This is a genomic window from Sphingomonas sp. NBWT7, from assembly GCF_014217605.1.
In the GTDB taxonomy this organism is placed as follows: domain Bacteria; phylum Pseudomonadota; class Alphaproteobacteria; order Sphingomonadales; family Sphingomonadaceae; genus Sphingomonas.
This window is the reverse complement of sequence record NZ_CP043639.1, coordinates 1,506,638-1,519,157: the sequence shown is the minus strand read 5'-3', so window position 1 is coordinate 1,519,157 and position 12,520 is coordinate 1,506,638. Positions and strand designations below refer to the sequence as shown.

Genomic DNA, 12,520 nt, shown 5'->3' with positions numbered 1-12,520 from the left:
TCGAACCCGCGGTCAGGATACCCGATGCTCTACGACGCCTATGAATTTCAGCGTTCCATGCTTGCCACCGCCAGCGCGATGGCCAATTTCGGCGCGGGAATGCTGAGCAATCCGGCAAACCCGTTCGCCTATTTCGGCGGCGGGCAGGTGATCGCGTCGGCGCTCGACGTGTTCGCGCACGCGGCGGCATCGCGCGGCAAGCCGGCGTTCGGGTTCGATCATACGACGATCGACGGGCGGCGCGTCGCGGTTCACGAGCAGATCGTGTTGCAGAAGCCGTTCGGCCAGCTGAAGCGCTTCACGCGCGACGGCATCGAGGGCAGGCCGCGGCTGCTGATCGTCGCGCCGATGTCGGGCCATTACGCGACGCTGCTGCGCGGCACGGTGGAACGGATGCTGCCATTCGCCGACGTGTACATTACCGACTGGCGCGACGCGAAGCTGGTGCCGACGAGCGATGGGCGGTTCGACCTCGACGATTACGTCGATTACCTCGTCGCGTTCCTCGAGCATATCGGGCCGGGCGCGCACATGCTGGCGGTGTGCCAGCCATCGGTGCCCGCCTATGCCGCCGCCTGCCTGATGAGTGCCAAGGCGCACCCCTGTCGGCCGCGGACGCTGACGATGATGGGCGGGCCGATCGACACGCGCGAGGCGCCGACCGCGGTGAACCTACTTGCGACGCAGCGCCCGCACGCATGGTTCGAGCAGAACGTGATCGCGACGGTGCCGGCGATGTATCCGGGCGCGGGACGTCAGGTCTATCCCGGCTTCCTGCAATTGACCGGCTTCATGTCGATGAACCTCGGCAACCACATGATGAGCCATTGGGAGATGTTCAAACATCTCGTCCGCGGCGACGGCGAGAGCGCGGACGCGACCAAGGAATTCTACGACGAATATCGCGCGGTGTGCGACATGACGGCGGAATTCTACCTTCAGACGGTCGATCTTGTCTTTCAGACGCACGCGCTGCCCAACGGTACGATGCGCCACCGGAGCGAGCCGATCGATCCCGGCGCGATCACCGACATCGGCATCCTCGCGATCGAGGGCGAGCGCGACGATATCTCGGGGCTGGGCCAGACCAAGGCGGCGCTGTCGCTGGCGCGCAATTTGCCGGCCGACAAGAAGCGCTACCATATGGCAGAGAGTGTCGGCCACTACGGGATCTTCAACGGATCGAAGTGGCGCGATCGGATCGCCCCGGTGGTGGAAGAGTGGATCACCGCGCACGATTGAGGCGTCGCCTAAGGGTAGCCTGGCCCCGGGGCAGGGTCGCCTCTCGCGATCCTTTAATTCGCTGGCACTACGCTATCACCAGCCGTGACGTGCGGGTATCGATCGTCGATCGGCGTCGCCGATCGTAATAAGCTCGAGCCGCGATCGATTGCACACACAAAAACGGCGCGTGCTGCGGATAGCACGCGCCGTTCGCATTCAGCGGCAGGGCGCCAAGCGGCCTGCCGGGGTTGGATCAGGCGATCGAGCCGACCTTGGCGTGGCTCGACGATTCCGACGCCTTGATCGTGCCGCCGAAGAGCATCTTGAGGCGGCCGCTGAGCGATACGTCAGTCTCCCACAGCTCGGCCGAGGTGATATCGAAGCGGTTGAGGCGCGCATCGGCCTTGCCATTCGGGAACCATGCCTCGACGCGGTTGTCCCACAGCTTGTCGAACGTCGCCTGATTGGTCTCCTGCGACACGCGGCCCGACAGGCAGCCGAAGAAATCGTGGCCCTTACCGACGAACTGCGCCATCGCCTCGCCGCCCTTGGCGATGCGGTTGTCGTGCGCGGAGAAAATGAACAGCGTGTTGGGCTGCGCATCGTCGAGCTTGACGTTCATCGGCTCCGAATGGTTGCCGTCCATCAGGCCGATCATGATGAAGGGGCTCTCTTCGAGCTTCTTGAGGAAGGTTTCGGCGACTTCCTGCGGATTGTCGTGATCGGCCATGTCTCTGCTCTCCTTGGGATGGATCAGCCGGGAGAACGACACGGATCAAGGTTGGTTGCGATCTTGCGGGCCCGAAACGACCGAAGCCCCCGGTCGCGTACGGCGACCGGGGGCTTCGCGTAGCGGGCGGGACAGGCGTGCCGCCCCGCCCTTGATAGAAGCTCAGAGGACTTCGAACAGCCCCGCCGCGCCCATGCCGCCGCCGACGCACATCGTGACGACGACGTACTTGGCGCCGCGGCGCTTGCCCTCGATCAGGGCGTGGCCGGTCATGCGGGCGCCCGACATGCCATAGGGGTGGCCGATCGAGATCGCGCCGCCGTTGACGTTGAGCAGCTCGTCAGGAATGCCGAGCTTGTCGCGGCAGTACAGCACCTGCACCGCGAACGCCTCGTTGAGCTCCCACAAGCCGATGTCGTCCATCTTGAGGTTGAAGCGCTCGAGCAGCTTGGGGATCGCGAAGACCGGGCCGATGCCCATCTCGTCGGGCTCGGTGCCGGCGACCGCCATGCCGACGTAGCGGCCGAGCGGGGTGAGACCCTTCTGCGCGGCGACCTTCTCCTCCATCAGCACGCTGGCTGACGCGCCGTCCGACAGCTGCGAGGCGTTGCCGGCGGTGATGTTGAGATCGGGGCCGAGGACGGGCTTGAGCGCCTTCAGGCCCTCCAGCGTCGTGTCGGCGCGGTTGCCCTCGTCCTTCGACAGCGTCACTTCTTTGTAGGAGACTTCCTTGGTCTCCTTATTCACCACCGCCATGTTGGCGGTGACGGGAACGATCTCGTCGTCGAACTTGCCGGCGGCCTGCGCGGCGGCGGTTCGCATCTGCGACTGGTAGCCGTATTCGTCCTGCGCATCGCGGCTGATGCCGTAGCGCTTGGCGACGACCTCGGCAGTCTGCAGCATCGGCATGTAGATGTCCTTGTGCATCGCGACCAGTTCGGGGTCGGGCTGCACGCGCATCTGCGGCGTCTGGACGATGCTGATCGAATCAACGCCGGCGCCGATCGTCACGTCCATGTTGTCGACGATGATCTGCTTCGCGGCGGTGGCGATTGCCATCAGCCCCGAGGCGCACTGGCGATCGAGCGACATACCCGAGACCGAGGTCGGCAGGCCGGCGCGGAGCAGGGAGGTGCGCGCGATGTTGGTCGCCTGCGCGCCCTGCTGAAGCGCGGCGCCCATCACCACGTCCTGCACTTCACCGCCGTCGATCTCGGCGCGCTCCACCGCAGCCTTGAGCGCGTGGCTGGCGAGCGTCGGCGACAGCGTGTTGTTGAAGGCGCCGCGATAGGCACGGCCGATCGGCGTGCGGGCGGTGGAGACGATGACGGCGGAACGCATGATTGGATTGTCCTTCGGTATCGGTTGCCGGCCGGCCGCGGAAGTGCGGCCTGCGCTTTCCCGGGGAGGGCGGCGGTCAGTGCTGGATCAGGCGAACACCTGCGTGATCCACTCGGCGATCATTGCCGGCTTCTGCGAGCCCTCGATCTCGATCGTCGTCTCGGTCGTGAACTGGTACTGGCCGGGGCGCTTTTCCTCGAACTCAGTCAGCTTCGAGCGGCCGCGCACCTTCGAGCCCGACGGCACGGGGGCGAGGAAGCGCACCTTGTTGCCGCCGTAGTTGACGCCCATCTTGACGCCGTCGAGGCGCGGCATGTCCGGGTTCTTCGCCGACAGCAGCGGCAGCAGCGAGAGCGTGAGGAAGCCATGCGCGATGGTCGTGCCGAACGGCGTTTCCTTGGCGCGGACGGGATCGATGTGGATGAACTGATGATCGCCCGTCGCATCGGCGAACTTGTTGATCATCTCCTGCGTTACTTCGACCCACTCGGACACGCTTTCCTTGCCGATCGCGGCCTTCATCTCGTCTGCCGTCACTAGGTTTCCCCTTTGGCCTGCCGCCCCCTGCGCGGGGCTCCGCGACCCTCTAGGCGCGGGGCTTTGACCTCGCAAGCCTGCTGGACCGGAAGCTCCAAAGCAGGTGACCGCCAAAGCGTGCGGGGCGGACCCGATCTTCTAAAAGCGTCACCGCGGCGCCGGCCGCTTGCGTGCGCCACCATAAATAATGTTATGGTGGCGCGACGGCCGCGATCGCAGCGGCGCTTTGGGAGAGGCAAGCGTGGCTTACGAGCAGATCATCTACGACGTGAAGGACGGCATCGCGACCATCACGCTCAACCGGCCCGAGAAGCTCAACGCGTTCACCGGCACGATGATGGCCGAGATGATCGACGCGTTCGACAAGATCGACGCCGACGACGACGTGCGCGCGGTGATCGTGACCGGTGCGGGGCGGGCCTTCTGCGCCGGCGCGGACCTGTCGGCAGGCGCGAAGACGTTCGATTACGACAACCGCAGCGACCGCCCCGACAAAGGCAGCGGGCAGGGCGGCCTGACCTACGAAATGGAGGAGGCGCGCGACGGCGGCGGGCGGCTGACGCTGCGCATCTTCGAATGCCTGAAGCCGGTAATCGCGGCGGTGAACGGCCCGGCGGTGGGCATCGGATCGACGATGCAGCTGGCGATGGACATCCGTATCGCCAGCGACACGGCGCGCTTCGGCTTCGTTTTCGCGCGGCGCGGCATCGTGCCGGAGGCGGCGTCGAGCTTCTTCCTGCCGCGCGTCGTGGGGATCAGCCAAGCGCTCGAGTGGTGCTATTCGGGGCGTGTGTTCGACGCGCAGGAGGCGCTGAACGGTAAGCTGGTGAAGCAGGTGGTGCCGGGTGCCGACCTGCTCGCGACCGCCAATGCGCTGGCGCGCGAGATCGCCGACAATACCGCGCCGGTCTCCGTCGCGCTGACGCGGCAGATGCTGTGGCGTGGCCTGGGCATGAGCCACCCGATGGATGCGCACAAGATCGACAGCCGCGCGATCCTGTCACGCGGGCGGTCGGGCGACGCCAAGGAAGGCGTCACGTCGTTCCTCGAGAAGCGCCAGCCGAGCTATCCCGACAAGGTTTCCGCCAATATGCCGGACTATTTCCCGTGGTGGGAAGAGCAGAAATACGGCTGATCCGATGACGCGCCTGCCGCGTTGTGAGGCGGCATGAGCGTCGAGGATGACAAGAGGCTGGCCGCGGCGGCGGCGGTGGACGAGGTGCGCGACGGGATGATCGTCGGCCTCGGCACCGGATCGACTGCGGCCTTCGCCATCGCGGCGTTGGCCGCGCGGGTGCGCGCGGGCCTCACGATCGAGGCGGTGGCGACGAGCGAGGCGAGCGCCGCGGCGGCTCGCGCGGGCGGAATCGCCGTGCGCGACTTCGCCGAGTTCGCGCAGATCGACCTCGCGATCGACGGCGCGGACGAGATCGACGACCGGCTGTGGGCGATCAAGGGCGCGGGCGGTGCGATGCTGCGCGAGAAGGCGGTCGCGGCCGCGGCGCGGCGAATGATCGTGATCGCCGATGGATCGAAGCGCGTTGCCGCGATCGGCGCGGCGAAGCTGCCGGTGGAGGTGCTGCCGTTCGCGCGCGCGTTTGTCGTTGCGCGGCTGGAGCGGCTTGGCGCGGAGGTGACGGTGCGCGCGGGCTACCGTACCGACAACGGCAATCTCGTTGCCGATTGTCGCTTCGCCGCGATGCCCGATCCGCGCGCGCTGGCGGCGGCGATTGCGGCGATCCCCGGCGCTTTGGGGCACGGCCTGTTCCTCGACGAGGTGGATGCCGCCTATGTCGCGGACGGCGGCGTTGTCGCGCGGCTGGAGCGCGGCTAGATCAGGAAGCCGATCGTGTTGCCGAAATTGTGCAGCAGGATCGGGATCAGCACGCTGCCGGTGCGCAGCCGGATCCACACCGCGAGCAGAGAGGGGAATGCGGTGAGCGCCATGAACATCGGCTCGAACGCGAACCCCTCGTCGCCGTAGCTGAAGGCGTGTGCGAGGCCGAAGATGGCGCAGGACAGCAGCGCGCCGAGGCTCCAGTCGACGCCCAGGAAGCGGCGGCGGCCGGCAAAGGCGCGCTCAAGCAGCAGCAGCAGGAGGCCGCGGTAGAAGCTCTCCTCCTCGATCCCCGGCATCGTCATCTGGAAGGCGAGCGCCTCGGGCGTGGCGGGATCCTCGGGGCGCATCAGCGCGAGCGCGACGAACAATGCGGCATAGATCGCCGTGACAGGGACGACGGCAACGAGGCTGCGCGGCGCCTGCCGCAGCGTCAGCCCCGCGGTGCGCCATCCGATCGCGGGCAGCGCGGCGACGAGCAATGTCACGGCCAGCGCAAGCAGCTTGCCCTGCCAGTTCCACTCGGCGGTGGGAAGGAAATCGGGGATGGTGCGATAGACGCGCGTCAGCAGCGCATCGTTGACGAGGATCGCGGCGGCGGCGGCGAGCAGCCAGCGCCAGCGAACCCTGCCGGGGCGAACCAGCGCTGCGATGGCGCCAACGCCGAGCAGCATCGCGATCACCGCGCCGATCGAAACAAGCCCGTTCATGTCGATCCCCCAACACGCGGTGACGCGCACGCCGTCGGTAGCCGCGGGACGGGCCGAAAGCGATGTCGTTACGGCGCTGCAACGCGGGTGGATCGGGCGCAGGCGAGCGACTAGAGGGGCGGGGACTCGGCAACCGGGCCCCGGCCCGCGCGTTCGATGCCATGAATTAGCGAGGGCTCCGATGACCGATACGAAGACTGCGCCGGCTGGCGTGCACGAGGACGGATCGTCCGAGCGGTTGGCGATCGACACGATCCGCACGCTGTCGATGGACGCGGTGCAGGCGGCCAATTCGGGCCATCCGGGCACGCCGATGGCGCTCGCCCCCGTCGGCCACACGCTGTGGACCAAGTTCCTGCGCTACGATCCCGCGCAGCCGCACTGGCCGAACCGCGATCGTTTCGTCCTGTCGGTGGGGCACGCCTCGATGCTGCTCTATTCGCTGCTGCACCTTGCCGGTGTGAAGCAGCCCGACGGCGCACCGGCGGTGAGCATCGACGACATCAAGGCGTTCCGGCAGCTCGACTCGAAGACGCCGGGCCATCCCGAATACAGCCACACCGTCGGCGTCGAGACGACGACCGGGCCGCTCGGCCAGGGCTGCGGCAATTCGGTCGGCATGGCGATCGCCGAGCGCTGGATGGCGGCGCGCTACAACAAGCCGGGGTTCACGCTGTTCGATCACGATATCTATTCGCTGTGCGGCGACGGCGACATGATGGAAGGCGTCGCGGCGGAGGCGGCGAGCCTTGCCGGGCATTTGAAGCTCGCGAATCTTTGCTGGATCTACGACAGCAATCATATCTCTATCGAGGGCGGGACCGATCTTTCGTTCGACGAGGACGTGGGCAAGCGGTTCGAGGCATACGGCTGGGCGGTGATCCACGTCGACGACGCCAACGACGTCGGCGCGCTGACGCGCGCGTTCGAGCAGTTCCGCGCGACGAACGACAGGCCGACGCTGATCGTCGTCCACTCGGTGATCGGCTGGGGCAGCCCGCGCGCCGGCAGCGAGAAGGCGCACGGCGAGGCGCTGGGCGAGGAGAACGTCAAGCTGACCAAGCAGGCCTATGGCTGGCCCGACGACAAGAGCTTCTACGTGCCCGACGGCGTCCAGCAGGGCTTCGAGCAGGCGATGGCGGATCGCGCCGTGCCGCTGCGCGAAGCGTGGGAGGCGAGCCTTGCGAAGTATCGCGGCGAGCATGCCGATCTGGCGAAGGAGGTCGACGCGATCCTCTCGGGCACGCTGCCCGACGGCTGGGACGCCGATATCCCGGTTTTCGAGGCCGACGCCAAGGGGATCGCCAGCCGCGATTCGGGCGGCAAGGTGCTGAACGCGATCGCCAAGAAGATGCCGTGGCTGATCGGCGGTTCGGCCGACCTTGCGCCGTCGACAAAGACCGACATCAAGGACGCGGGATCGTTCGAGGCGAGCAATTACGCCGGGCGCAACTTCCACTTCGGCGTGCGCGAACATGCGATGGGCGCGATCGTCAACGGCATGACGCTGTCGGGGCTGCGCGGCTATGGCAGCACCTTCTTCGTCTTCCTCGACTACATGCGCCCGCCGGTCCGCCTGTCGGCGCTGATGGAGTTGGGCGCGGTGTGGGTGTTCACGCACGATTCGATCGGCGTGGGCGAGGATGGGCCGACGCACCAGCCGATCGAGCAAATGGTGATGCTGCGCGCGACGCCGGGGCTCGACATGTTCCGCCCGGGTGACGCGAACGAGGTTGCCGCGGCGTGGCGCGCGATCGTCGAGGATCACCGCCAGCCGGCAGCGCTGGTGCTGTCGCGTCAGGCGCTGCCGACGCTCGACCGCAGCAAATATGCCAGCGCCGACGGCGTGAAGCAGGGCGGCTACGTGCTGGCCGACAGTGACGGAACGCCCGACGTGATCCTGATCGCGACGGGCAGCGAGGTGAGCCTCGCGATCGCGGCGCACGAGAAGCTGCAGGGCGAGGGAATCAAGAGCCGCGTCGTCTCGATGCCGAGCTGGTTCCGCTACGAGAAGCAGTCCGACGAATACAAAGAAAGCGTGCTGCCGGCGGGCGTCGGCGCGCGAGTGGCGATCGAGATGGCGGGCGAGATCGGCTGGGACCGCTACGTCGGCATGAAGGGGCGCACGATCACGATGTCGACCTTCGGCGCCAGCGCCCCGATCGCCAAGCTGGCCGACAAATACGGCTTCACGCCCGACAATGTCGCCAAGGTGGCGAAAGAGGCGATCGCGGCGAACCGCTGAGGACGTATCTCCGCCGATCGCATTCGCCGGCGGGTGGATCGCGATCGGGCGGGGGACGTTGACAGGGTAAGGGTGACGCGCGGTGCGCGCGGCACGAAGATATGGGTATCGATGATGGGCAAGCTGAACGATCTCGCGAATGCCGGGCAGGCGATATGGCTCGATTTCGTCGCGCGCGATTTTCTGAACGACGGCGGGCTGAAGAAGCTGATCGACGAGGATGCGGTGACGGGCGTCACCTCCAACCCGACGATCTTCCAGCAGGCGATGGGCGAGGGCACCGCGTATGACGCAAGCCTGGCCGCGTACGACAAGGCGCACCCCGGCGCGCCGGCGATCGATCGGTACGAGCATCTCGCGGTGGAGGACATCAAGGCTGCGGCGGATACGCTGCGCCCGGTGTACGACCGGCTGGGGGCGAAGGACGGCTACGTCAGCCTCGAAGTGTCGCCCTATGTCGCCAACGATACGGATGCGACGATCGCTGAGGCGAAGAAGCTGTGGGTGGCGGTCGATCGGCCCAATCTGATGATCAAGATCCCGGGAACGCCGCCGGGGGTGCCGGCGATCGCCGCGACGATCGCGGCGGGGATCAACGTCAACGTCACGCTGCTGTTCTCGCAGCAGAGCTACCAAGCGGTCGCGCTGGCTTATGCCGATGGGCTCGAGCAGCGCGTCGCGCGCGGCGAGCCGATCGATCGGATCGCGAGCGTCGCCAGCTTCTTCGTCAGCCGCATCGACAGCAATATCGACAAGAAGATCGTGGACGGCACGGGCGGTGAGGCGGGCAAGGCGCTCGCCGGCAAGGTGGCGATCGCCAACGCCAAGCTCGCCTATGCCTGGTACCAGGAGTTCATCGCGTCAGACCGGTGGCAGGCGCTGGCGGCGAAGGGTGCGCAGCCGCAGCGGCTGCTGTGGGCGTCGACCGGGGTCAAGAACCCCGACTATCGCGACACGCTCTACGTCGACACGCTGATCGGGCCCGATACCGTCAACACGATGCCACCCAAGACGCTTGACGCGTTCCGCGAGCGCGGCACGGCGAGCGCGACGCTGACCGACGATGTCGACGAGGCGCGCCACGTGCTGGCGGAGGCCAAGCGGCTTGGGCTCGACCTAGACGGGGTGACGGCGACGCTGGTCGAGGAGGGCGTCGCGTCCTTCTCGAAATCGTTCGACGAATTGCTCGGGTCGATCGCGGCGAAGCACCCGGCCGAGGCGTGAGAGCAGCGCGGAACGGAAAGCCATGTTGCTCCGTTCGCGCTTGGATCGTCGAGACCCGCGCGCCTGCTCTGGCCGGCGTAGCGAGCTGACACGTTCGGCCGGGGTTGGTCGATGGGAGATCGTGACATGAAGATCGGCATCATCGGCCTCGGCCGGATGGGCGGCAACATCGCGCGGCGGCTGATGCGCGGTGGCCACGAGGTAGTGGTTTGGGATCGCGACGCGGAGGCCGTTTCGAAACTCGCCGGAGAAGGGGCGATTGCGGCCGACGCCTTGGAGAGCATGAAGGACAAGCTCGACAAGCCGGCGATCTACTGGATCATGCTCCCGGCGGGCGCGCCGACCGAGAGTACGATCGAGACGCTGTGCAGCCATGAGTGCGCGGCGGGCGACATCATCATCGACGGCGGCAACACCTTCTGGAAGGATGACGTGCGTCGCGCCAAGGCGCTGGCGGAGAAGGACGTCCACTATGTCGACGTCGGCACGTCGGGCGGCGTGTGGGGGCTCGAGCGCGGCTATTGCATGATGATCGGCGGCGACAAGGAAACGGTCGACCTGCTCGATCCGATCTTCGACACGCTGGCACCCGGGCTCGGCTCGGTCGGGCGGACGCCGGATCGCGACGGCACGAACGAGGATCCGCGCGCGGAGAAGGGCTATATCCACGCCGGTCGCGCGGGCGCAGGCCATTTCGTGAAGATGGTGCACAACGGCATCGAATACGGTTTGATGCAGGCGTATGCTGAGGGCTTCGACGTTTTGTGGGGCCGCAACGTCGATCATCTGCCCGAGGACGAGCGGTTCGACTTCAACCTGACCGACATCGCCGAGGTGTGGCGGCGCGGATCGGTGATCTCATCATGGCTGCTCGACCTTACTGCCGCGGCGCTCGCCAAGGATCAGACGCTCGAGCATTTCTCGGGCAGCGTCGCCGATTCGGGTGAGGGGCAGTGGACGATTCAGGCGGCGATGGAGCAGGCGACGCCGGTATCGGTGCTGACGACGGCGCTGTTCGCGCGCTATCGCAGCCGGATCGACGACATGTTCGGCGACAAGCTGCTCTCCGCGATGCGCTACGGCTTCGGCGGGCACGTCGAGATCCCGCAATGATCGCTGGCCGATGACGCTGGTCGTTTGCGACGTCGACGGCACGCTGGTCGACAAGGACAAGAAGCTGACACCCGCGACGATCGCGGCGGTCGGCCGATTGCGTGCAGCCGGCATCGGCTTCACGATTATCAGCGCGCGGCCGATGTCGGGCATCCGGCCGATCCTCGACGCGCTCGACCTTGACGTGCCCGTCGGCGCGTTCAACGGCGGGATCGTGTTCGGACGCGATGGCAGCGTGGCGCAGCGCGAGACGGTGCCCGCCGAAGTGGCGCGCGGTGTGTTCGAGATCGCGAAGGATGCCAGCGTCGATCGTTGGGTCTTCGCCGACGACGTCTGGTACGCATCGAGCACCGACGGTCCGCACCTGCCGAGCGAGCGGCTGGCATCGAACCAGGAACCGGTAATCCGTGACGATTTCGATGATCTACTCGATTGTGCGGACAAGATCACCTTCGTCAGCGACGACGAGGCGCTGCTGCGCGAGCTGACCAAGCAGGCCGAGGCGCGCTTCGGCGAGGCGGCGACGATCGTCCAGTCGCAGACCTATTATCTCGACGTGACCGCGAAGGCCGCGAACAAGGGGGACGGCATCGCCGCGCTGGCAGACGCGATCGGCACGCCGCTCGATCGCACGATCGCGATCGGCGACCAGGCGAACGACCTTGCGATGTTCGCGCGCGCCGGGCGATCGATCGCGATGGGCAATGCGGCGGAGGCGGTGAAGGCGAAGGCCGGCGACGTAACGCGCGGCAACGACGCGGACGGCGTCGTTTATGCCATCGACCATTTCATCCTTGGGAGAATGATGTGAAGCAATTGGTAGCGTTCGACCTCGACGGCACGCTGGCGGAGAGCAAGCAGGCGATCCAGGCCGACATGGGCGAGGCGCTGGCCGATCTGCTCGGCGTCGCGCACGTCGCCGTCATTTCGGGCGGGGATTGGCCGCAGTTCGACAAGCAGGTCGCCTCGCGCCTGCCCGAGCGCGCCGACCGGTCGAAGCTGTGGCTGATGCCGACGACGGGTACGAAGCTGTTCACCTATCGCGACGGCAAATGGGGTTCGGTCTACGCCGAGCTGTTCACCGACGAGCAGAAGCAGAAGATTCTGACGGCGTTCGACGAGGCGCTGGAGGCGACGGGCTTCGTGCCCGAGAAGACATGGGGCGAGCGGATCGAGGATCGCGGCAGCCAGATCACCTTCTCCGCGCTCGGCCAGGAAGCGCCGATCGACGCCAAGGAGCATTGGGATCCCGATTTCGCCAAGCGCAAGGTGATCCAGGCGGATCTCAAGAAGCGGCTGCCGGGGCTGTCGATCAACATGGGCGGTGCGACGTCGATCGATATTACGCAGGAGGGCGTCGACAAGGCCTATGGCCTGAAGCGGCTGCGCGACGAGAGTGGCATCCCGCTCGACGCGATGATGTTCATCGGCGACGCGATCTTCCCCGGTGGCAACGATTATCCGGCGAAGGAGCTGGGGCTCGATACCGTGCGCGTGCGCGACCCCAAGGAAACGCTGAGCGTAATCGCAGCGATCGTCGCCTGTCAGAAGTGAGCGGC

12 protein-coding genes are annotated in these 12,520 nt (G+C 66.7%); 8 read left to right on the top strand and 4 right to left on the bottom strand.

Annotated elements, in window-relative coordinates; translation table 11 throughout:
• Positions 1-24: 24 nt before the first annotated feature.
• Positions 25-1,242, top strand: coding sequence for a polyhydroxyalkanoate depolymerase (locus F1C10_RS07645; protein ID WP_185209894.1), 1,218 nt, complete (start codon positions 25-27; stop codon positions 1,240-1,242).
• Between the two features lie 235 nt (positions 1,243-1,477).
• On the opposite strand, the gene F1C10_RS07640 is transcribed toward F1C10_RS07645, so the two are convergent.
• The 3 genes from F1C10_RS07640 to F1C10_RS07630 form a co-directional block, all read right to left on the bottom strand.
• Entirely contained in the window at positions 1,478-1,954 is a 477-nt protein-coding gene (locus F1C10_RS07640) for a pyridoxamine 5'-phosphate oxidase family protein (protein ID WP_185209893.1), read from the bottom strand.
• A 162-nt stretch (positions 1,955-2,116) separates the two neighbouring features.
• Positions 2,117-3,295 carry an acetyl-CoA C-acyltransferase gene (locus tag F1C10_RS07635; RefSeq protein ID WP_185209892.1) on the bottom strand — a complete coding sequence of 393 codons (1,179 nt, stop codon included), beginning with the start codon at positions 3,293-3,295 and terminating at the stop codon, positions 2,117-2,119.
• Positions 3,296-3,382: 87 nt separating this feature from the next.
• Complete coding sequence (locus F1C10_RS07630; protein WP_085808526.1) at positions 3,383-3,817, bottom strand: MaoC family dehydratase; 435 nt, start codon at positions 3,815-3,817, stop codon at positions 3,383-3,385.
• A gap of 256 nt (positions 3,818-4,073) precedes the next feature.
• Between F1C10_RS07630 and F1C10_RS07625 the strand changes: the two genes are divergently transcribed.
• Together F1C10_RS07625 and rpiA are read left to right on the top strand one after the other, a co-directional pair.
• Positions 4,074-4,967, top strand: coding sequence for a crotonase/enoyl-CoA hydratase family protein (locus tag F1C10_RS07625; protein WP_185209891.1), 894 nt, complete (start codon positions 4,074-4,076; stop codon positions 4,965-4,967).
• 33 nt (positions 4,968-5,000) lie between these two features.
• Positions 5,001-5,666, top strand: coding sequence for a ribose-5-phosphate isomerase RpiA (gene rpiA / locus F1C10_RS07620; protein ID WP_185209890.1), 666 nt, complete (start codon positions 5,001-5,003; stop codon positions 5,664-5,666).
• Here the strand turns inward: rpiA and F1C10_RS07615 are convergent.
• Positions 5,663-6,379, bottom strand: coding sequence for a CPBP family intramembrane glutamic endopeptidase (locus tag F1C10_RS07615; protein ID WP_185209889.1), 717 nt, complete (start codon positions 6,377-6,379; stop codon positions 5,663-5,665). The genes rpiA and F1C10_RS07615 overlap by 4 nt on opposite strands.
• 181 nt (positions 6,380-6,560) lie before the next feature.
• Between F1C10_RS07615 and tkt the strand changes: the two genes are divergently transcribed.
• The 5 genes from tkt (at position 6,561) to F1C10_RS07590 (ending at position 12,515) form a co-directional block, all read left to right on the top strand.
• Positions 6,561-8,624, top strand: a complete 2,064-nt coding sequence (tkt, locus tag F1C10_RS07610; protein WP_185209888.1) for a transketolase — start codon at positions 6,561-6,563, stop codon at positions 8,622-8,624.
• Positions 8,625-8,738: 114 nt separating this feature from the next.
• Entirely contained in the window at positions 8,739-9,848 is a 1,110-nt protein-coding gene (tal, locus tag F1C10_RS07605; RefSeq protein WP_185209887.1) for a transaldolase, read from the top strand.
• Positions 9,849-9,974: 126 nt separating this feature from the next.
• Positions 9,975-10,961, top strand: coding sequence for a phosphogluconate dehydrogenase (NAD(+)-dependent, decarboxylating) (gene gnd, locus F1C10_RS07600; RefSeq protein WP_185209886.1), 987 nt, complete (start codon positions 9,975-9,977; stop codon positions 10,959-10,961).
• A 10-nt stretch (positions 10,962-10,971) separates the two neighbouring features.
• Complete coding sequence (locus tag F1C10_RS07595) at positions 10,972-11,772, top strand: Cof-type HAD-IIB family hydrolase (RefSeq protein WP_185209885.1); 801 nt, start codon at positions 10,972-10,974, stop codon at positions 11,770-11,772.
• Positions 11,769-12,515: an HAD-IIB family hydrolase gene (locus F1C10_RS07590; protein ID WP_185209884.1), complete on the top strand. Its 747-nt coding sequence runs from the start codon at positions 11,769-11,771 to the stop codon at positions 12,513-12,515. Before F1C10_RS07595 ends, F1C10_RS07590 begins: the two co-directional genes overlap by 4 nt.
• The last annotated feature ends 5 nt before the right edge of the window (positions 12,516-12,520 follow it).